General features: G+C 54.9%; 19 protein-coding genes and 1 other RNA gene. 11 read left to right on the top strand and 9 right to left on the bottom strand.

Annotation, left to right across the window (positions count from 1 at the left end; all coding sequences use genetic code 11):
- Positions 1-8: 8 nt before the first annotated feature.
- Positions 9-141: non-coding RNA, RtT sRNA (locus QNN88_RS17795), on the top strand.
- Positions 142-239: 98 nt separating this feature from the next.
- On the opposite strand, the gene clpA is transcribed toward QNN88_RS17795, so the two are convergent.
- The 3 genes from clpA to QNN88_RS17780 form a co-directional block, all read right to left on the bottom strand.
- On the bottom strand, positions 240-2,516 hold the full coding sequence (gene clpA / locus QNN88_RS17790) for an ATP-dependent Clp protease ATP-binding subunit ClpA (protein WP_061077003.1): 2,277 nt from the start codon (positions 2,514-2,516) through the stop codon (positions 240-242).
- Between the two features lie 30 nt (positions 2,517-2,546).
- Entirely contained in the window at positions 2,547-2,867 is a 321-nt protein-coding gene (gene clpS, locus QNN88_RS17785; protein WP_042320277.1) for an ATP-dependent Clp protease adapter ClpS, read from the bottom strand.
- A 98-nt stretch (positions 2,868-2,965) separates the two neighbouring features.
- The gene (locus tag QNN88_RS17780; RefSeq protein WP_212807582.1) at positions 2,966-3,040 is read right to left on the bottom strand and encodes a hypothetical protein; all 75 of its coding nucleotides are present in this window, start codon (positions 3,038-3,040) and stop codon (positions 2,966-2,968) included.
- A 150-nt stretch (positions 3,041-3,190) separates the two neighbouring features.
- Between QNN88_RS17780 and cspD the strand changes: the two genes are divergently transcribed.
- Positions 3,191-3,412 carry a cold shock-like protein CspD gene (gene cspD, locus QNN88_RS17775; RefSeq protein WP_042284847.1) on the top strand — a complete coding sequence of 74 codons (222 nt, stop codon included), beginning with the start codon at positions 3,191-3,193 and terminating at the stop codon, positions 3,410-3,412.
- A gap of 75 nt (positions 3,413-3,487) precedes the next feature.
- Here cspD and macB read toward each other — a convergent pair whose 3' ends face one another.
- A complete protein-coding gene (gene macB / locus QNN88_RS17770; RefSeq protein WP_414241381.1) occupies positions 3,488-5,434 on the bottom strand; it encodes a macrolide ABC transporter ATP-binding protein/permease MacB in 1,947 nt (648 codons plus the stop codon).
- A complete protein-coding gene (macA, locus tag QNN88_RS17765; protein ID WP_414241380.1) occupies positions 5,431-6,549 on the bottom strand; it encodes a macrolide transporter subunit MacA in 1,119 nt (372 codons plus the stop codon). Before macA ends, macB begins: the two co-directional genes overlap by 4 nt.
- Positions 6,550-6,694: 145 nt before the next feature.
- Here macA and QNN88_RS17760 point away from each other — a divergent pair, with 145 nt between their 5' ends.
- On the top strand, positions 6,695-7,645 hold the full coding sequence (locus tag QNN88_RS17760) for a VirK/YbjX family protein (RefSeq protein WP_414241379.1): 951 nt from the start codon (positions 6,695-6,697) through the stop codon (positions 7,643-7,645).
- Here QNN88_RS17760 and QNN88_RS17755 read toward each other — a convergent pair.
- Complete coding sequence (locus QNN88_RS17755; RefSeq protein ID WP_414241378.1) at positions 7,642-9,300, bottom strand: ATP-dependent endonuclease; 1,659 nt, start codon at positions 9,298-9,300, stop codon at positions 7,642-7,644. The genes QNN88_RS17760 and QNN88_RS17755 overlap by 4 nt on opposite strands.
- 412 nt (positions 9,301-9,712) lie before the next feature.
- On the opposite strand from QNN88_RS17755, the gene aqpZ reads away from it, so the two are divergent.
- From aqpZ to hcr, 4 genes are all read left to right on the top strand, one after another.
- The gene (aqpZ, locus tag QNN88_RS17750; RefSeq protein ID WP_125367793.1) at positions 9,713-10,408 is read left to right on the top strand and encodes an aquaporin Z; all 696 of its coding nucleotides are present in this window, start codon (positions 9,713-9,715) and stop codon (positions 10,406-10,408) included.
- Between the two features lie 158 nt (positions 10,409-10,566).
- Complete coding sequence (locus QNN88_RS17745; RefSeq protein ID WP_414241377.1) at positions 10,567-11,466, top strand: lysine exporter LysO family protein; 900 nt, start codon at positions 10,567-10,569, stop codon at positions 11,464-11,466.
- A 143-nt stretch (positions 11,467-11,609) separates the two neighbouring features.
- The gene (gene hcp / locus QNN88_RS17740; RefSeq protein ID WP_414241376.1) at positions 11,610-13,262 is read left to right on the top strand and encodes a hydroxylamine reductase; all 1,653 of its coding nucleotides are present in this window, start codon (positions 11,610-11,612) and stop codon (positions 13,260-13,262) included.
- Between the two features lie 10 nt (positions 13,263-13,272).
- A complete protein-coding gene (gene hcr / locus QNN88_RS17735) occupies positions 13,273-14,241 on the top strand; it encodes an NADH oxidoreductase (protein ID WP_414241375.1) in 969 nt (322 codons plus the stop codon).
- 41 nt (positions 14,242-14,282) lie between these two features.
- Here the strand turns inward: hcr and QNN88_RS17730 are convergent, their stop codons facing one another.
- The gene (locus tag QNN88_RS17730) at positions 14,283-14,717 is read right to left on the bottom strand and encodes a DoxX family protein (RefSeq protein ID WP_414241374.1); all 435 of its coding nucleotides are present in this window, start codon (positions 14,715-14,717) and stop codon (positions 14,283-14,285) included.
- A gap of 152 nt (positions 14,718-14,869) precedes the next feature.
- Between QNN88_RS17730 and poxB the strand changes: the two genes are divergently transcribed.
- The 4 genes from poxB to QNN88_RS17710 all read left to right on the top strand — a co-directional run bounded on the left by poxB (position 14,870) and on the right by QNN88_RS17710 (position 20,181).
- Entirely contained in the window at positions 14,870-16,588 is a 1,719-nt protein-coding gene (gene poxB / locus QNN88_RS17725) for a ubiquinone-dependent pyruvate dehydrogenase (RefSeq protein WP_414241373.1), read from the top strand.
- 38 nt (positions 16,589-16,626) lie between these two features.
- Positions 16,627-17,628: a low-specificity L-threonine aldolase gene (ltaE, locus tag QNN88_RS17720; protein WP_414241372.1), complete on the top strand. Its 1,002-nt coding sequence runs from the start codon at positions 16,627-16,629 to the stop codon at positions 17,626-17,628.
- 10 nt (positions 17,629-17,638) lie between these two features.
- Positions 17,639-19,075, top strand: coding sequence for a DUF2867 domain-containing protein (locus QNN88_RS17715; protein ID WP_414241371.1), 1,437 nt, complete (start codon positions 17,639-17,641; stop codon positions 19,073-19,075).
- Between the two features lie 92 nt (positions 19,076-19,167).
- A complete protein-coding gene (locus QNN88_RS17710; protein WP_414241370.1) occupies positions 19,168-20,181 on the top strand; it encodes an NAD-dependent epimerase/dehydratase family protein in 1,014 nt (337 codons plus the stop codon).
- Here the strand turns inward: QNN88_RS17710 and QNN88_RS17705 are convergent.
- Both QNN88_RS17705 and QNN88_RS17700 read right to left on the bottom strand, forming a co-directional pair.
- A complete protein-coding gene (locus QNN88_RS17705; RefSeq protein ID WP_414241369.1) occupies positions 20,178-21,008 on the bottom strand; it encodes an N-acetylmuramoyl-L-alanine amidase in 831 nt (276 codons plus the stop codon). The two genes, QNN88_RS17710 and QNN88_RS17705, sit on opposite strands and share 4 nt — an antisense overlap.
- Positions 21,005-21,328: a heavy metal-binding domain-containing protein gene (locus tag QNN88_RS17700; RefSeq protein WP_042320310.1), complete on the bottom strand. Its 324-nt coding sequence runs from the start codon at positions 21,326-21,328 to the stop codon at positions 21,005-21,007. Before QNN88_RS17700 ends, QNN88_RS17705 begins: the two co-directional genes overlap by 4 nt.
- Positions 21,329-21,388: the final 60 nt, after the last annotated feature.

The raw sequence follows: 21,388 nt of genomic DNA, 5'->3' as shown, positions 1-21,388 counted from the left end.
CTTTCTTTTATATTTCCCATTAGGGGGGGATGAGAACCCCCGACCGGGGTTCGACAACGGGCGCAGCCCGTTGGACGGAATGGCCGCAGGCCATGACGCCCGAAGGGCGAGCGAAGCGAGTCAATCCCCCCCTCACCGCCCTATTTGAGAACGAGCCCATACTTGCGTACGAGCTCTTTTCGCAAAGAAAAAAACCGGGCACGCGGCCCGGTTTATCAATCAGCTATCGAGAAGTGAGATTAATGCGCGGCTTCCGGCTTGTGCTTCTGTGCACTCTGGAAGCCATAGGTCAGCTCATTTTTCTCTTTATCCAGCGCCACGGTCACCTGCCCGCCATCCACCAGAGAACCAAACAACAGCTCGTTCGCCAATGGTTTTTTCAGGTTATCCTGAATCACACGCGCCATAGGACGTGCGCCCATTGCCCGGTCGTAGCCTTTCTCTGCCAGCCAGTTACGCGCTTCCTGGCTCACTTCCAGGGAGACACCTTTCTGATCCAGTTGAACCTGCAGCTCGACGATGAACTTATCGACAACCTGATGGATCACCTCAGTAGACAGGTGTTCGAACCAGATAATATTGTCGAGACGGTTACGGAACTCCGGCGTGAACACTTTCTTGATTTCGCTCATCGCGTCAGTGCTGTTGTCCTGATGAATCAGGCCAATCGATTTACGCTCCGTTTCACGGACACCGGCGTTGGTCGTCATCACCAGCACCACGTTGCGGAAATCGGCTTTACGCCCGTTGTTATCCGTCAGCGTGCCGTTGTCCATCACCTGCAGCAGCAGGTTAAAGACATCCGGGTGCGCTTTTTCGATTTCATCAAGCAGCAGTACCGCATGGGGATGTTTGATGACCGCATCCGTCAGCAGACCGCCCTGATCGAAACCAACGTATCCCGGAGGCGCGCCAATCAGGCGGCTGACGGTATGACGTTCCATATACTCGGACATGTCAAAACGCAGCAGTTCAATTCCCAGCGCTTTAGAAAGCTGTACCGTCACCTCGGTTTTCCCGACCCCGGTCGGACCAGCAAACAGGAAGGAACCGACGGGCTTATGCTCGTGTCCCAGACCCGCACGGCTCATCTTGATGGCTTCAGTCAGCGCCTCAATGGCTTTATCCTGCCCAAAGACCAGCATTTTCAGACGGTCGCCAAGGTTTTTCAGCGTATCACGATCGCTTTGCGACACGCTCTTCTCCGGGATACGCGCAATACGCGCCACGACGGACTCGATATCCGCCACGTTGACGGTTTTCTTACGCTTACTGACCGGCATCAGGCGAGCACGCGCCCCAGCTTCATCAATTACGTCAATCGCTTTATCCGGCAGATGACGATCGTTGATGTATTTCACCGCCAGTTCAACCGCCGCACGCACCGCTTTCGCAGTGTAACGGACGTCATGGTGCGCTTCATACTTCGGTTTCAGGCCGTTGATAATCTGTACGGTCTCTTCGACCGACGGTTCAGTAATATCAATTTTCTGGAAGCGGCGCGCTAACGCACGGTCTTTTTCGAAAATATTACTGAACTCCTGATAGGTCGTGGAGCCGATCACGCGGATCTTACCGCCGGAAAGCAGCGGCTTAATCAGGTTTGCCGCATCCACCTGTCCACCCGACGCCGCACCGGCACCGATGATGGTGTGGATCTCGTCGATAAACAGAATGCTGTTAGTATCCTGCTCCAGCTGTTTCAGCAGCGCTTTAAAGCGTTTTTCAAAGTCACCACGGTATTTGGTGCCCGCCAGCAGCGAACCGATATCCAGCGAGTAGATAGTGCAATCGGCCATCACTTCCGGCACGTCACCCTGCACGATACGCCAGGCCAGCCCTTCGGCTATCGCCGTCTTCCCGACGCCAGATTCCCCCACCAGCAGTGGGTTATTTTTACGCCGACGGCACAGCACCTGAATGGCGCGCTCCAGCTCTTTGTCACGACCTATCAGCGGGTCAATACCGCCAACCCGGGCAAGCTGGTTAAGGTTAGTCGTGAAGTTCTCCATACGTTCCTCCCCGCCAGCTTGCTCGTCGGTATTGGGCTGACTGCCAGGATCAGACGACTGACTCGGCTCATCTTTGCGCGTACCGTGAGAAATAAAGTTGACCACATCAAGACGGCTGACCTCATGCTTACGCAGCAGGTAAGCGGCCTGAGATTCCTGTTCGCTAAAGATGGCGACCAGCACATTCGCGCCAGTCACTTCACTGCGCCCGGAGGACTGAACGTGGAAGACTGCACGTTGCAGAACGCGCTGAAAACTCAGCGTCGGCTGCGTATCGCGTTCTTCTTCGCTGGCAGGCAGTACGGGTGTGGTTTGTTCAATGAAGGCTTCGAGTTCCTGACGGAGCGCCACGAGATCCACGGAACACGCTTCCAGCGCTTCGCGGGCCGATGGGTTACTGAGCAGCGCCAGTAACAAGTGCTCGACGGTCATAAACTCATGACGGTGCTCGCGCGCTCTGGCGAAAGCCATATTTAAACTGAGTTCCAGTTCTTGATTGAGCATAGGCACCTCCCCCAATTTTTATGCCTGCATTCAGGCTTTTTCCAGCGTACACAGCAACGGATGCTCGTTCTCCCTCGCATACGTGTTCACCATTGCCACTTTGGTCTCCGCGACCTCTGCGGTGAAAACGCCGCAGATGGCTTTACCGTGATAGTGAACCGCAAGCATCAGTTGCGTTGCACGTTCTACATCATAAGAAAAGAATTTTTGTAACACGTCAATAACAAACTCCATCGGAGTGTAATCATCATTGACTAATATCACTTTATACATAGATGGCGGTTTTAGCGCGTCACGCACTTTATCAGCCGCCAGCTGGTCGAAATCCAGCCAGTCGTTCGTCTTACCCATTGTCAGTCGTCATCTTCAGTTACGGTTACCGGCAGAACAGTCTGCCGCTGACAAGAGCGGATGTGCACAATCAATCTACCTCAATTAATAGATAACTATCATCTATCACTGGCATCCGCGACATCTGTCACATTCCCGCCAATAGCGTTAACTGCTTCAAATTTTTGATTCATTTTTACCCACTGCCCCCCGTCTGACGCTTGACGCCCCGCCTGATTTCTCTAAATTGTAATTTCGAGAGTTGGCGAGGTTTTGAACAACCCCCACTCCACCACCGGTTCATTCCATCTTACTTATATAAGATTTACGAAGGATGTCGAAGCATGGAAACGGGTACTGTTAAGTGGTTCAACAATGCCAAAGGGTTTGGGTTCATCTGCCCTGAAGGCGGCGGCGAAGATATTTTCGCTCACTATTCCACCATTCAGATGGATGGTTACAGAACGCTAAAAGCCGGACAGTCTGTCCAGTTTGATGTACACCAGGGGCCAAAAGGCAATCACGCCAGTGTCATCGTGCCTATCGAAGCAGAAGCTGTTGCATAGCTCTTCTGTCTCATTGTGTACATCCCGCAGGTAAAATGCCAGCCCGATCGGCTGGCATTTTTATTTCCCGGGACGTTACTCTCGCGCTAACGCATCGACCGGATCCAGCCGCGCCGCGTTGCGCGCCGGTAGCCAGCCGAACAGGACACCGGTAAAGGTAGAGCATAAAAATGCTGTCAGCAGCGCGACCGGCGAGAAACCAATCTCCCAACCGGGCAGGAACAGTTGCAACGTGAAGGCGATCAGCATCGACAGACTGATACCCAGCGCGCCGCCCACCAGACAAACCAGCACTGCTTCAATCAGAAACTGTTGCAGCACATCACTGGCGCGTGCGCCAACCGCCATCCGGATCCCGATCTCCCGCGTACGCTCTGTGACCGACACCAGCATAATGTTCATCACACCGATCCCGCCAACTACCAGCGAAATCACCGCCACCAGCGTCAGGAACAGTTGAAGAGTACGTGTGGTCTTTTCGGCGGTTTTCAAGACACCGTCCATATTCCAGGTGAAGAAATCCTTTTTGCCATGACGCAACGTCAGCAGTCGGGTGAGTTGCTGTTCGGCCTGTGCGCTGTCGAAGCCTTCCTTCACCCGTACGGTGATCGAGTTCAGCCACGACTGCCCCATAATGCGCCCGGACATCGTGCTGTAAGGCAACCAGACGCGCAGGATTTTGCTGCTGCCAAACATCGACTGTTTCTCTTCCGCCACGCCAATGACCGTCGCTGGCATGTTGCCCACGAGGATCACCTCACCCACCACGTTCGCCTTATGCGGGAATAGCTGACGTCGGGTGTTGCTGTCGAGCACCACCACCTGTGCACGGCCATTAAGCTGCTCGCGGTTAAAGGTTGTCCCTTCGCTGAAAGTCATGCCATAAACGTTAAAATAGTCGCCGCTTACCCCGTTCGCGCTGGCCGCCACATCGGTGTTGCCATAGCGTAAGCGCAGGTTTTGCGACACGGCGGGCGTAGCGGAAGTGACCCAGGGTTGTTTCTGGATCGCCGCCAGATCGTCGTATTTCAGCGCCTGCTGATACTGCGGGTCGTCATCGCCAAAATCTTTACCGGGGTAAATATCAATGGTGTTGGTGCCGATGGCGCGGATGTCCGCCAGCACCAGCTGTTTGGCCGCGTCACCAACCACCACAATCGACACTACCGACGCGATACCGATGATGATCCCGAGCATCGTCAGCAGCGTGCGCATTTTGTTGGCCGCCATCGCCAGCCATGCCATTGTCAGTGCTTCACGAAAGCCGCTGACAAACTGACTCCAGCCGGATGCCGTTTTCACCGTCGGTTCCTGAATGCCCTGTCCCTGCACGGCATGCTTTGCGGCCGGATTACGTACAATTTCGCCGTCATGGATCTCAATCACCCGCTCTGCCTGGGCAGCGACCTGCGGATCGTGGGTGACGATAATCACCGTATGCCCGCGGTCGCGCAATTGGTGCAGAATTGCCATCACCTCTTCACCAGAACGGCTGTCGAGCGCACCAGTGGGTTCGTCGGCGAGGATCACCTGTCCGCCGTTCATCAGCGCGCGGGCAATACTGACGCGTTGCTGCTGACCACCAGAAAGCTGCGAAGGTTGATAATCGACACGATCCCCAAGGCCAAGCCGCTGGAGCAGCTCCTGCGCGCGCGCCAGACGCTGTTTGCGTTCCGTACCGGCGTAAACGGCGGGGACTTCAACGTTTTGCGCTGCCGTCAGATGTGACAACAAATGGTAGCGCTGGAAAATAAAACCGAAATGCTCCCGACGCAGTTGCGCCAGCGCATCGCGGTCCAGCGTTGAGACATCGCGTCCCGCGACCCGGTAAGTGCCGCTGGTGGGTTTATCGAGGCATCCCAGAATATTCATCAGCGTGGATTTGCCGGAGCCAGACGCCCCGACGATCGCCACCATCTCACCGGCATGGATCTGTAGCGTGATGCCTTTGAGCACCTCCACCTGTTCTTCGCCGGAAGGATAACTGCGGCGAATATTGCTCAGATCAAGCAATGCCGTCATTGCGCGGCTCCCGGTTTACCCTCACCGGTTACCACTTCGTCACCCGCATCCAGCCCTTTCACAATCTCCACATCGGTGTCATTGCGCGCGCCAATAGACACTTCACGCTCACGGGTTTCGCCGTTACGCAGTAAAGTTACTTTGTAGCGATTGTCTCCGACCGGTTCGCCCAGCGCAGAAAGCGGGATCGTCAGAACATTTTTCACATCCGTCAGTTGAATATGAACCTGCGCGGTCATCTCCAGCCGCAGAATCCCTTTTGGATTGGGCACTTCAAAACGGGCGTAATAGAAAATGGCATCATTAACCTTTTCCGGCGTCGGCAGCACATCTTTCAGCGTCCCTTCGTAACGTGTCTGTGGATCGCCCAGTACGGTAAACCAGGCCTTCTGCCCTGGTTTAAGGTGAATAACATCGGCTTCAGAGACCTGTGCTTTCACCAGCATCGTACTCATGTCCGCCAGCGTGAGGATGTTCGGCGCCTGCTGCGCGGCAATTACCGTCTGTCCCTGTAGGGTGGTAATTTGTGTCACTTCACCGGCCATCGGCGCGACAATGCGGGTGTAGTCGAGATTGGTTTTCGCGGTATCCAAAGACGCCTGATTGCGCTTGATCTGCGCATCGATAGTGCCGATTTGAGCCTGCTTTACCGCCATTTCCGTCGCGGCGGTATCCAGATCCTGCTGTGAAACCGCCTGGGTTTTCGCCAGTTGCTGTTGACGCGAGAGCGTGACCCGCGCCAGTTTCCACTCGGCTTCAGCCTGCTGGCGTTGAGCGCGCAGCTCCATCAGCGTCGCTTCCACCTCTTTGATCTGGTTTTCAGCCTGTTCGGGGTCGATAACGCCCAGCAACTGGTCTTTTTTCACCTTATCGCCAATCGCCACCGACAGCGTTTTGAGCTGACCGCTCACCTGTGCGCCCACGTCAACTTTACGCAAGGCATCGAGTTTGCCGGTTGCCAGCACGCTTTGCTGCAAATCTCCCTGACGCACAATCAGCGTCTGATAATTTGGCGCTGGCGCATTAAGCGTCCGCCACAGGGCAATTGCCCCCAGGATGAGAATGAATATAAGCAACAGATAGCGCTTTTTAATTTTATTTCCCTTAATACCCATAGCGATCCTGATGGTAAGTTTTTCGCTGAAATTCAACAGTATCTAAACAAACCGCAAGCGAAAAGGACTACGCTCAGGGCATTGACGATTGGTTAAGATTCAGCGTGTTTCAATTTTCGCAATCATTGCATTGCGGATTATGATCATGTCACAGATTACTGATAATACCTATTACCCGTCAGACGTTGCGTCCCCTTTACAATTATTTATGCGCCTGACGCGAGGTCAATTACTGCCGGGTAAATTCTGGCGAAAGGCCAGCTTTCGCCGTAAGTTTTTAATCCGCTCGCTGCTGATGCCGAGGGCCACCCGTCAGTTGCTGGAAAACCTGACCCAGTGGCCTGAGCTGAATACGCTGCTGACACGACAGCCCCGTTTGCCCATCCGTCTGCACCGCCCGTATATGGCGGTGAATATTAAGCGCGATACCGCGTTGACCGCCCTCTGTACGCATTATGATCTGCTGCGCCACCTGCTCAGCCGCGAACAGCTGGCTCGTTATTTAAGTCATTTCGGCCTCAACCTGGCAAAATTTGAGGCCAAAGACGGTGCGTCATTCCAGCTTGATTTAGTCAGCCTGGTCTCACTGGATAAAGAAGGTGAAAGTACCGTCGTGATCCGCGACGAGCAGATGCGTATTCTGGCAGAAATCACCTTCACATTCTGCACGTTAAACGGAAAACGCACCCTGTTTATCGGGGGCTTGCAGGGCGCAGCCAACGATGTTCCACATGAGGTCATTCAGCAGGCCACTAAAGCCTGTTACGGCCTGTTCCCCAAAAGAGTGGTGATGGAAGCGCTGTGCCAGGTCGCACAGATTGCCAGGGCGGAACAGATTCTGGCGGTCAGCAACGCGACGCACGTTTATCGCAGTTGGCGCTATATGGATAAAAAAACGCAAATGCATGCCGACTACGACGCTTTTTGGGCGTCCCTGGGCGGTGAAAAAACGCAGGAGGGCTACTTTTCTCTGCCACTGACCATTGCACGCAAAAGCGAGGCGGATATCGCCAGCAAAAAACGGGCGGAATACCGCCGCCGCTATGCGCTGCTCGACAGCGTTGTTATGCAGGTTCCGCAGCGCTTACAGGATTAATCCGCTCTGCCGCGGGCCAGCCACAGCACCCGGGAGAACATTTTTCTCAGCAGTGTCGGCACCGCCTCCACACCCCGCCGCCCCGCTTCCATTGCCACTTCGATGGCTAAATCGGGCTTCGATGAGCGATGGATCGCCTTCGAAATGATTTTGCGCATATTCATCGGCACATTTTCCGGGATTTGCGCCACCCGGTGAAAAACATCGGAAAAGCCCTGCCGGTACATAAAATGTTCCATGTCCAGCGCGGGCAGCGTGGTCAGGTGCTCACGCTCCTCTTCCCGATCGTCATTCAGCAGGCTTCGCACCGTAGCAGCATATTTTTTCCCGGCTTCATCGCCATCCACCAGCACGTGCCACTCAATGCCCATCCGCCGGGCGAATTTCACCAGCGGTTTAAGACCCGACTGCGCAAATTCGATCACTTTAATCCCTTCGGCGTCAAAGTGATGCCCACACTGACGGGCCAGTTCGTTGATCACCCAGGTTTCGGTTTCCCCTTCCACCAGAAGCCAGCAGCGGGCAAACAACGAGGAGGCACGATTAAAACGAATGTGAAACGCAATACGTCGGCCATCCTCTGCGCTCAGTCCGCCCGGCCCCAGACGCCAGGCCGCCACTCGCGAGGATTCGCGCACCAGGCGACAAACATGCTCCACAGGGGTCAGCGAAAGCAACTCGCCCGAGTTAGTGGTAGTGATGCGCTGAAGCGGCAGCAGATTCAATAACTGCCATGCCACAGACAGCATGATGGGATGCAGACGCGTTTCCGGGTCTTCCACCAACAGCAGCGGCCTGGCATCTTTATGCAGCCTGACCGTGCCCTTCGCCTGCAACAGCGTGGAGAACAGCCCCAACAGAATCACCCGGTGAGTACGTCCTCCCGGTTTGTCGATCATCCGGTTGATAATGTCGAGATAGCGCCAGCTTCGCTGTTCGTTGGTGGAGCGTCGGCGCATTAAGCGGTGGCGGGACTGCGAAGTCCCCTGCTCGGTAAAATAGTGCTCAAGCAGTTGCACCATCGCCGAAAGCCCCTGCCGAATCTGCCCGTCGGTAAGATTTTGTGGGCGTGTCGCCAGTTCGCGGGCGAGAAAATCCAGCTGTCGGGCAGTGACTTCGACATCGTCAACCTCCGGCACCGTACCGTTACGAATGCGGCGCATAAACCGCGCATCACGCAAACGCAGTACCGGCATCAGGCGCACCAGATGCCGCGCCTGCTCGTTGATATCGTCAACGTCCAGCGGATGCCCGTCACCGTCGAGAAAGCTGCGCAGCGTCATGACGCTGCCATCTTCAGCCGATTCCCCCTCAAGCCGGTAAAAAATGCGTTGATAGCCGTCAGCGCACGGTGCCCAGCACGCCTCCAGCGGCCGGTAGCGGCGAACCCGGTGGCGACCCGGCTGTGATTCACGAAAGGTCAGCACAATATGCAGATGATGTTCACGGCCTTTTATATCGCCAGGAGGAAACCAGAAATCATCACGGTCAAAATGATACAGCTCTGATTCGGGTGACAACAGCAGCGTGAGCGCATCCAGTAAACTTGATTTACCCCAGGCGTTCTCACCAATCAGGACATTATTCTGCTCAAGCATCAACGACAGTCGATTGATACCGCGAAATCCTACTATCTCAACGCGTTCGAGAATCATGTTTCCTCCAGAAAATCTTTCCTGTCCCTTTAAGCTCCTCGCAGTATAACCGCAAAACCTGGCACAGGACGTGACAGGGATATTATTACACTGGCTGATTGTGTGAAGGGTGAACGATTTATTCTGTTCTCTTTCGTTCGTAATAGAGAAAAGGTATCTGTTACAAGGTAAAAATAAATCCGTAATGGTCAATCCTCTTTTATATGACGATGCACTACACTTCCTTTAAGAGAAAATCTCTGGAAGGAATGACGCCGCATTGCCCTAAATCAAACTAACGGGCTTTATTTGACTAGAGAACGGATGACGATCGTTTTTAAAATAGCGAGCTATTTATTTGTCGTCATTCCGGCAGACAGTAAATATCAATTACCGCAAAACTGTTGTGGTTATTTTTTACATTGAGGTGGATATGTTCAGAAAATTAGCAGCCGAATGTTTTGGTACATTCTGGCTTGTTTTTGGCGGCTGCGGCAGCGCCGTACTGGCAGCAGCGTTTCCGGAACTGGGTATTGGTTTTGCGGGTGTCGCGCTCGCCTTCGGCCTGACCGTATTAACCATGGCCTTTGCTGTCGGTCATATTTCCGGCGGGCATTTTAACCCGGCGGTGACATTAGGCCTATGGGCCGGTGGTCGTTTTCCGGCAAAAGAGGTGATTGGCTACATCATTGCTCAGGTAGTAGGCGGTATTATTGCAGCGGCCGTCCTGTATTTGATTGCCAGCGGTAAAGCCGGCTTTGATGCAACCGCCAGCGGTTTTGCCTCCAACGGTTACGGCGAGCATTCTCCGGGCGGTTACTCCATGTTGTCCGCTATTGTTATTGAAATCGTACTGACGGCGGGTTTCTTGCTGGTTATCCACGGTGCAACGGACAAACACGCACCGGCAGGCTTTGCGCCGATCGCTATCGGTCTGGCATTAACCCTGATTCACTTGATCAGCATTCCGGTCACCAATACCTCTGTAAACCCGGCACGTAGCACCGCAGTCGCCATTTTCCAGGGCGGCTGGGCGTTAGAACAACTGTGGCTGTTCTGGGTGATGCCCATTATTGGCGGTATTCTCGGCGGTCTTATTTACCGTACGCTGCTCGAAAAACGCGATTAATCACAGAGCGACCCGACGGCAGATGGCCGCAGGGCCCTCCGCGCTTGAGCCGGATAAGACATCGTTCTTATCCGGCTTTTATTTTGCATCTTTACTGAACCCGCGTTATTGGGTAGTGTCATGGCGCTGTCTCGCTCATTCAAAGGACCCGGCTGTTCATGTTTTCAGGACTTCTCATCATTCTGCTCCCGCTGATCGCAGGTTATCTCATTCCGCTTCGGCACTCCGCGGCATTAAAACTCATCAATCAACTATTGAGCTGGATGGTATATCTGATTCTCTTTTTTATGGGGATAAGCCTGGCCTTTTTAGATAATCTGGCGAGCAATCTGCTGGCGATATTTCACTATTCTGCCGTCAGTATTACCGTTATTTTACTGTGCAATATTGTCGCATTACTGTGGCTGGAACGATCGTTACCCTGGCGCCATAATCACCAGCAGGAGAAATTACCCTCTCGTATCGCCATGGCGCTTGAGTCACTGAAGCTTTGCGGTGTGGTAGTGGTCGGTTTTCTGCTGGGGTTGAGCGGCTTACCCATTTTGCAGCACGCCACGCAAGCGAGCGAATATACGTTGATTCTGCTCTTGCTGTTGGTCGGAATCCAGTTACGTAATAGCGGAATGACGTTAAAGCAGATCGTTCTGAACCGCCGTGGCATGATTGTCGCAGTCGTGGTGGTCGCCAGTTCCATGATTGGCGGTCTGATTAATGCCTTTATTCTTGACCTGCCAATGAAAACCGCGCTGGCGATGGCCTCGGGTTTTGGCTGGTATTCTCTTTCTGGTATTTTACTGACCGAATCCTACGGTCCGGTGATTGGCAGCGCCGCCTTCTTTAACGATCTTGCGCGCGAATTGATCGCGATTATGCTGATTCCGGGCCTGGTGCGCCGTAGTCGCTCTACCGCGCTGGGGTTGTGTGGCGCCACATCGATGGACTTCACCCTGCCGGTGTTACAGCGGACGGGCGGTCTGGAGATGGTTCCGGCAGCGATTGTTCACGGCTTTGTCCTCAGTTTGCTGGTGCCGATTTTAATGGCCTTTTTCTCCGCTTAACCCCTCTTTGGCGGTAGACATCTACCGCCAAAATTGCGCTAAATCAATCTCCCTTTAAGTTGTAGAAGAAATACCTTTTCTCCCCTAACGCACAGGCTTAATCTTAAACATGTATATTAAATATAACTTTAAAAGGTGTGACCATGTTTTGTGTGCAATGTGAACAAACCATCCGTACTCCGGCAGGAAACGGCTGCTCATACGCGCAGGGTATGTGCGGTAAAACGGCTGAAACCTCCGATCTGCAGGATCTGCTGATCGCCTCCCTACAAGGTCTGTCCGCATGGGCGGCTAAAGCGCGTGAATATGGCATCATTAATCACGACGTGGATAACTTTGCGCCGCGCGCGTTCTTCTCCACCCTGACCAACGTTAACTTCGACTCTCCACGCATCGTCGGCTATGCTCGCGACGCTATCGCGATGCGTGAAGCGCTAAAAGCCCAGTGCCTGAGCGTTGACGCAAACGCGCACTGCGACAATCCAATGGCTGAACTGCAACTGGTCAGCGACGATCTGGGCGACCTGCAAAAACAGGCAGCCGAATTTACCCCGAACAAAGATAAAGCCGTAATTGGCGAGAATATTCTCGGCCTGCGCCTGCTGTGCCTGTACGGTCTGAAAGGGGCGGCGGCCTACATGGAACACGCCCACGTTCTTGGCCAGTACGACAACGATATCTACGCGCAGTACCATAAAATTATGGCGTGGCTGGGCACCTGGCCATCCGATATGAACGCTCTGCTGGAGTGCTCAATGGAAATCGGCCAGATGAACTTCAAAGTGATGAGCATTCTGGATGCCGGTGAAACCACAAAATATGGCCATCCAACGCCCACTCAGGTCAACGTCAAAGCAACTGAAGGCAAGTGCATTTTGATTTCAGGTCATGACCTGAAAGATCTGTATAACCTGCTGGAGCAGACCGAAGGCACAGGCGTTAACGTCTACACCCACGGTGAAATGCTGCCAGCGCACGGTTATCCGGAACTGCGTAAATTCAAGCATCTGATTGGTAACTACGGTAGCGGCTGGCAGAACCAGCAGGTTGAATTCGCCCGTTTCCCAGGCCCTATCGTGATGACCTCCAACTGCATCATTGACCCGACCGTTGGCAGCTACGACGACCGCATCTGGACCCGCAGCATCGTCGGTTGGCCAGGCGTGAGCCACCTGGAAGGCGACGACTTCGGTCCGGTTATTGCGCAGGCACAGCAAATGGCGGGCTTCCCGTACAGTGAAATCCCACATCTGATCACCGTCGGTTTCGGTCGTCAGACTCTGCTGGGCGCGGCGGACACCCTGATCGATCTGGTGAGCCGTGAAAAACTGCGTCACATCTTCCTGGTCGGCGGCTGCGACGGCGCGCGTGGAGAACGTAACTACTTCACCGATTTCGCTACCAGCGTACCGGATGACTGCCTGATTCTGACCCTGGCCTGCGGTAAATACCGTTTCAACAAGCTGGAATTCGGCGATATCGAAGGCCTGCCGCGTCTGGTCGATGCCGGTCAGTGTAACGATGCTTACTCCGCTATCATTCTGGCCGTAACGCTCGCCGAAAAACTGGGCTGTGTCGTGAATGACCTGCCGCTGTCGCTGGTGCTCTCATGGTTCGAACAGAAAGCGATTGTCATTCTGCTGACCCTGCTCTCGCTGGGCGTGAAAAACATCGTCACGGGCCCGACGGCACCAGGCTTCTTCACACCGGATCTGCTGGCGGTACTCAACGAGAAATTTGGTCTGCGTTCCGTGACCACCGTTGAAGAAGACATGAAGCAGCTGCTGAGCGCGTAAGGAGTAAAGAATGACAATGCCAACTCATCAGTGCCCATGGCGGATGCAGGTTCATCACATCCATCAGGAAACGCCGGATGTATGGACGATTTCGTTGCTGTGCCACGACTATTATCCGTATCGCGCCGGGCAGTATGCACTGGTAAGCGTGCGTAATTCCGCGGAAACGCTGCGCGCCTATACGATCTCTTCAACGCCGGGCGTCAGCGAGTATATTACGCTGACCGTTCGCCGGATTGACGACGGTGCGGGCTCACAGTGGTTAACCCGCGATGTGAAGCGCGGCGACTATCTCTGGCTGTCTGATGCCATGGGCGATTTCACCTGCGACGATAAAGCGGATGATAAGTTCCTGATGCTGGCGGCCGGCTGTGGCGTCACGCCGATCATGTCGATGCGCCGCTGGTTGGCGAAATACCGTCCGCATGCAGACGTACAGGTGATCTTCAACGTGCGTTCGCCGCAGGATGTCATTTTTGCTGAAGAATGGCGTCAATATCCGGTCACGCTGGTGGCGGAAAATAATGCCGCTGACGGCTTCGTGCCAGGTCGACTGACAACAGAACTGTTGCAGCAGGTGCCGGATCTGGCTTCCCGCACGGTGATGACCTGTGGCCCGGCGCCGTATATGGATCTGGCCGAGCAGGAAGTAAAAGCGCTGGGCGTGACGCGCTTTTTTAAAGAGAAGTTCTTCACTCCGGTGGCAGACGCGGCAACCAGCGGCCTGAAATTTACTAAACTGCAACCGGCGAAAGAATTTTACGCGCCGGTCGGTACGACGCTGCTGGATGCGCTGGAAAGCAACAAGGTGCCAGTGACCGTTGCCTGCCGCGCGGGTGTTTGCGGTTGCTGTAAAACCAAAGTGATTTCCGGCGAGTATACGGTCAGCAGCACCATGACGCTGACCGAGGCAGAGATAGCTGAAGGGTACGTGCTGGCCTGTTCCTGCCATCCTCAGGGCGATTTAGTGCTCGCCTGATAGCAGATTACCGGATGGCGTTACGCTTATCCGGTAATTTCTCACCGCCACGCTGAATTGCCAGCGAGCGAAAACCGTCCCGCCCCCAGAAATGCCACCGCCAGTGCGCCAATAAAGAAATAGACCAGACTTTCAATTGCCCATGCGCCGGTTTTATCCAGCGCCCAGGTTTCATTCATTCCGACCATTAACCACGCCACTATCATGGTGAACGCCAGTACCAGCGCCGCGGGACGCGTCAAAATACCGAGAATAATTAAACACGGTGCAATCACTTCGCCCACCAGCACTCCATAGGCGATAAATCCCGGAAAGCCTTTCGCGATAAGCATTCCGCTGATGCCATCAATCCCGGCAAACAACTTATGCAGTCCGTGAAACAGCATCAATCCACCCACCGCCAGGCGTAATAAAAACTTACCCAAATCCTCATGCGTAAGCATCCGATTCACTGCATTTAACAACGTTGTAAGCATCTGAATTTACCCCTGCTTCACTCTGATTTTTTTCACGCTACGCGTTATCCCCCCTGAAAGGAAGCTGCTGAAAATAAGGGGGTGCAACGCAGCGTAATCAGTATCTTCATCTAAACTTGTAACCGGTATCACAATTAAGGAGATGGAAAACCATGAAACAAACGGTTGCCGCTTTTATTGCTAAAACACTGGAACAGGCGGGGGTGAAACGTATCTGGGGCGTGACGGGCGATTCGCTGAACGGCCTGAGCGATAGTCTCAATCGCATGGGAACGATTGAGTGGATGTCGACCCGTCATGAAGAAGTTGCCGCATTTGCGGCGGGTGCCGAGGCGCAACTGACCGGTGAACTGGCGGTTTGTGCGGGCTCCTGTGGACCGGGTAACCTGCATCTGATCAACGGTCTGTTTGATTGTCATCGTAACCACGTCCCTGTACTCGCCATAGCCGCTCATATTCCTTCCAGCGAAATTGGCAGCGGCTATTTTCAGGAGACGCACCCGCAGGAACTGTTCCGCGAATGCAGCCACTACTGCGAGCTGGTCTCCAGCCCGGAACAGATCCCCCAGGTGCTGGCGATTGCCATGCGAAAGGCCGTCCTCAATCGCGGTGTTTCCGTGGTGGTATTACCAGGTGATGTGGCGTTAAAACCGGCGCCGGAAAACGCCAGCAGCCACTGGTATCACGCGCCGTTGCCTGTCGTCACACCTGCGGAAGAAGAGTTAAGAAAGCTGGCGCAACTGTTGCGTTACTCCAGCAACATCGCCCTGATGTGCGGCAGCGGCTGCGCGGGCGCGCATAAAGAACTGGTTGAGTTCGCCGCCAAAATTAAAGCCCCTATTGTTCACGCCCTGCGAGGCAAAGAGCATGTCGAGTACGACAACCCGTACGATGTGGGGATGACCGGGTTGATTGGCTTCTCATCCGGTTTTCATACCATGATGAACGCTGACACGCTGGTGCTCCTCGGTACGCAGTTCCCTTACCGCGCGTTCTATCCGAGTGACGCCAAAATCATTCAGATTGATATCAACCCGGCCAGCATCGGCGCGCACAGTAAAGTCGATATGGCGCTGGTAGGCGATATCAAAGCCACACTGACTGCGCTCCTGCCGCTGGTGGAAGAGAAAACCGAGCGTAAATTCCTCGATAAGGCATTGAGCGATTATCGCGATGCGCGCAAAGGGCTGGACGATCTCGCCAAACCCAGCGAAAAGGCGATTCACCCGCAATACCTGGCGCAGCAAATCAGCCATTTCGCCGCCGATGACGCCATTTTTACCTGCGACGTCGGTACGCCGACGGTGTGGGCCGCCCGCTACCTGAAAATGAACGGCAAGCGCCGTCTGTTGGGCTCGTTTAACCACGGCTCCATGGCGAATGCCATGCCGCAGGCGCTGGGCGCACAGGCCACCGCGCCGGGACGGCAGGTGATCGCCATGTGCGGCGACGGCGGCTTCAGCATGCTGATGGGCGATTTTTTGTCAGTCGTACAGATGAAATTGCCGGTTAAAATCATGGTCTTTAACAACAGCGTACTGGGTTTTGTGGCGATGGAAATGAAGGCCGGTGGTTATCTCACTGACGGTACGGAGTTGCACGACACTAACTTTGCGCGCATTGCCGAAGCATGCGGCATCCCCGGTATTCGGGTGGAAAAAGCCGCTGACGTTGATGAAGCGCTACAGCGCGCCCTGTTAATCGACGGCCCGGTGCTGGTGGATGTGGTTGTCGCAAAAGAAGAACTGGCCATTCCGCCGCAAATCAAACTGGAGCAGGCCAAGGGCTTCAGCCTGTATATGTTACGCGCCATCATCAGCGGTCGCGGCGATGAGGTGATCGAACTGGCAAAAACCAACTGGCTCAGGTAAAACAATGCACATCGCCTTTCAAACAATAGGGATGTGCAATGATTGATCTACGCAGTGATACCGTCACCCGTCCGGGTCGCGCCATGCTTGAAGAAATGATGGCCGCCCCGGTCGAGGATGACGTGTACGGAGATGACCCCACCGTTAACGCCCTCCAGCACTACGCCGCTGAACTTTCAGGAAAAGAAGCGGCGTTATTTTTACCTACCGGCACACAGGCCAATCTCGTGGCGCTGCTCAGCCACTGTGAGCGTGGCGAAGAGTATATCGCGGGTCAGGGCGCGCATAATTATCTGTATGAAGCGGGCGGTGCGGCGGTGCTCGGCAGCATTCAACCGCAGCCGATTGACGCTGCGCCAGACGGAACGTTACCACTGGATAAAGTCGCGGCCAAAATTAAGGCCGATGACATCCACTTTGCCCGCACTCGTCTGTTAAGCCTCGAAAATACCCACAACGGCAAAGTACTGCCACGTGAATATCTGAAAGAGGCATGGGAATTTACCCGTGAACGCGGTCTGGCGCTGCACGTCGATGGCGCGCGTATTTTTAACGCCGTCGTGGCCTACGGTTGTGAACTCAAAGAGGTCACACAATACTGCGACTCCTTTACCATCTGTCTCTCGAAAGGACTGGGGACGCCAGTCGGTTCGTTGCTGGTCGGCAGCCGCGATTATATCAAGCGTGCTACCCGCTGGCGCAAAATGACCGGCGGCGGCATGCGTCAGGCCGGTATCCTGGCGGCAGCCGGACTGTATGCCCTGAAAAATAACGTTGCGCGCCTGCAGGACGATCACGACAACGCGGCCTGGCTTGCGGAGCAACTGCGGGACGCCGGGGCGGACGTGATGCGTCACGACACCAATATGCTGTTCGTGCGCGTCGGTGAAGCCAACGCTGCGGCCCTGGGTGAGCACATGAAGGCACATGGCGTGCTGATCAACGCCTCGCCGATTGTCCGTCTGGTAACCCATCTGGATGTTTCACGGGAGCAGCTCGCTGATGTCGTCGCCCACTGGCGCGCGTTCTTAAATCGCTAAGGAGAAAGACGTGTCGCAACGTATCGTGGTTCTTGGTGCCAGTGGTTATATTGGTCAGCATCTGGTGCAGGCACTCAGTGAACAGGGCCATCAGGTACGGGCGGCGGCACGCCGCATTGAGCGGCTGGAAAAACTGCAGTTGCCCAACGTCAGTTGTCATAAGCTGGACCTGAACTGGCCGACGGACTTGCCTGCCCTGCTGACAGATGTCGATACTGTCTACTATCTGGTACATGGCATGGGGGAAGGCGGCGATTTTATCGCTCACGAACGCCAGGTCGCACTTAACGTGCGTGACGCCCTGCGTGAAACGCCGGTCAGCCAGCTTATTTTTCTCAGCTCCTTACAGGCGCCGGAACACGAACAGTCCGACCATCTTCGCGCCCGGCAGATCACCGCCGATACCCTGCGCGAGTCCGGCGTTCCGGTAACGGAACTGCGCGCCGGGATTATCGTTGGGGCGGGTTCCGCCGCGTTCGAAGTGATGCGCGACATGGTCTACAACCTGCCGGTGCTGACCCCGCCGCGCTGGGTGCGCTCACGTACCACGCCCATCGCGCTGGAAAACCTGCTGCACTATCTGGTAGCGCTGCTGGATCACCCGTCCCGTGAGCATCGGATCTTTGAAGCCGCCGGGCCGCAGGTACTCAGCTATCAGGAGCAGTTCGAGCACTTTATGGCGGTGAGCGGCAAGCATCGCTGGCTTATCCCCATTCCCTTTCCTACCCGTTGGATCTCCGTCTGGTTCCTGAATGTCATCACCTCGGTGCCGCCTACCACCGCGAAAGCGTTGATACAGGGCCTCAGACACGATCTGCTGGCCGATGATAGCGAACTGCGGGTGTTGATACCCCAGAAGCTTATCGCCTTTGACGATGCCGTACGCAGCACGCTGAAAGAAGAAGAGAAACTGATGAACTCCAGCGACTGGGGCTATGACGCGCAGGCGTTTGCCCGCTGGCGTCCCGAGTACGGTTTTTTCGCCAAACAGGCGGGCTTTACCGTGAAGACATCCGCCAGTTTGCAGGCGTTATGGCAGGTAGTGAACCGTCTCGGCGGCAAAGAGGGCTATTTCTTTGGCAATGCATTGTGGAAGATCCGCGCCGCGCTGGATCTGCTGGTCGGGCATCGGCTGGCAAAAGGTCGCCCGGAACACGAACTGCTGCAACCGGGCGATACCGTAGACAGCTGGAAAGTGATCATCGTCGAGCCAGAAAAACAGCTTACGTTACTGTTTGGCATGAAGGCGCCGGGGCTGGGGCGGCTCAGCTTTACCCTTGAGGATAAAGGCGATCATCGCGAGATTGACGTGCGCGCCTGGTGGCATCCGCACGGTATGCCGGGGCTATTCTACTGGCTGTTAATGATCCCGGCGCACCTGTTTATTTTCCAGGGGATGGCAAAAAAAATTGCCGGACTTGCAGAACAAATCACAGATAAATCGTAAAAACTTGCTGTATTGTTTCACGTTTCCCATTGCATACCGACGTAATTCACGGAAGAATGCGCACGACGTTTTATTAAACACAGTGGACTGATATGAAGGTACTGGTTACCGGCGCAACCAGCGGCTTAGGACGAAACGCGGTTGAGTTTTTGCGCAACAAAGGCATCAGCGTCAGAGCAACCGGTCGCAACGAAGCGATGGGTAAACTGCTTGAGAAAATGGGCGCGGAGTTTGTGCATGCGGATCTGACCGAACTGGTCTCGTCGCAGGCGAAGGTCATGCTTGCGGGCATCGATACGCTGTGGCACTGCTCAAGTTTCACTTCTCCCTGGGGAACTCAGGAAGCCTTTGATCTGGCAAACGTTCGTGCGACCCGTCGTCTTGGCGAATGGGCCGTCGCCTGGGGCGTGCGTAACTTTATTCATATCTCCTCTCCATCGCTTTATTTCGATTATCACCATCATCGCGATATCCAGGAAGATTTTCGTCCACACCGCTTTGCCAACGAATTTGCCCGCAGCAAGGCCGCCGGCGAAGAGGTCATCAGCCTGCTGGCCCAGGCGAACCCGCAGACGCGCTTTACGGTGCTACGCCCACAAAGCCTGTTTGGTCCACATGACAAAGTGTTTATCCCCCGTCTGGCGCACATGATGCACCACTACGGCAGCGTGTTGTTGCCGCACGGCGGCAGCGCGATGGTCGATATGACCTACTATGAGAACGCAATTCACGCGATGTGGCTGGCGAGTCAGGAACTGTGCGACAGCCTGCCATCTGGTCGGGTGTATAACATCACCAACGGCGAACCCAGAACCCTACGCAGTATCGTGCAAAAGCTGATTGATGAACTGAACATCCACTGCCGGATCCGATCCGTACCCTATCCGATGCTGGATATGATTGCCCGCAGCCTGGAGCACTTTGGCAATAAGTCTGCCAAAGAGCCGGCGTTAACCCACTACGGGGTGTCGAAGCTGAATTTCGACTTTACGCTGGATATCAGCCGTGCCGAAGCGGAGCTGGGGTATAAACCGGTGGTAACGCTGGATGAGGGCATCGTGAAAACGGCGGCGTGGTTGCGCGACCACGGAAAACTGCATCGCTAATCTAGCCCATACTTTTCCAGTAACGCCTCAGCAATCGCCTGCGTTTCGGCATCGGCAACGCCGTTCCATAACGTCGGGCGGAAGTGCATCTGAAACGCCATCACGACGCGCTGCTGTTCACGCGCGGTCATTTCGGGCTTGACGTCATACCCGTAGCGCGCCAGCAAATCCAGCAGTGACGCCATCTCAACGGGCGTGTGCGGCGACCGTCCAGCGAGGTAGAAATTGACTCGCTGAGCGTCAGGCCAGGCGCCAATGCCCTGCTCTGCCAGCGCTCGCCAGGGAAACAACGGACCGGGATCGTCTTTTCGCTGCGGAGCAATATCCGCATGCGCGACCACGTTCTGTGGCTTGATGTCATAACGGGCGATAATGTCTTTCGCCAGCGGGATCAGCGCCTGAATCTGCGCAGGCTCAAACGGGGCAAAATATTTATCACCCGCAGATTTTTGCCAGCCGCGATTTTCCAGCTCAATGCCGATCGAGGTATCGTTGATGCGCGTCGCGCCGCGCCAGAAGCTGATACCGGCATGCCACGCCAGATCCTGTTCCGGCACCAGTTGCCAGATACGCGGTTTACCGCGATGCATCGGCGGCACGGACGGGATCAGATAATGCGAGCTGACGTTTTTATCGGTCAGCGTCGCCAGCGAGCTATCAAAATCATCCGCTGTATAGTGGATCACCAACACTTTGATACGCGGATAGGCCGCCTGCGCCTGATGACGGGTATCAAGCTGATAACCGTCTTTATCAACGATCCCTTTTTCGCCTGCACATCCCGTCAGGAATAACGCAAAGGCCGCCAGCCATAACCCCTTTCTCATCGACGCGTTTTCACCGCCGTCCCGCTGACGCTGACCATCAGCATGCTGCTGTCTTTGCCGACCGTTTCATAATCGATATCAATGCCAACTACGGCGTCAGCGCCCAGCGCTTTCGCCTGTTCGCCCAGCTCTGCGAAAGCAATTTCACGCGCTTTGCGTAACTCTTTTTCGTAAGCGCCTGAACGACCGCCGACGATATCGCGGATACCGGCAAAAAAGTCCCGGAAGATATTCGCGCCCAGAATGGCTTCGCCGGTGACTACACCGCAGTATTCCACGATGCTTTGTCCTTCAAGCGTGGGGGTTGTCGAAAATTGCATGATTTCTCTCCTGATTACATTCAGCACATTATCAGCGCCATACACTATCATTGAAAGGAT

The sequence above is a fragment of the Citrobacter sp. ANG330 genome, from assembly GCF_047467925.1.
Lineage (GTDB): Bacteria > Pseudomonadota > Gammaproteobacteria > Enterobacterales > Enterobacteriaceae > Citrobacter_A > Citrobacter_A amalonaticus_G.
This window is presented reverse-complemented; position numbering and strand designations above follow the sequence as displayed.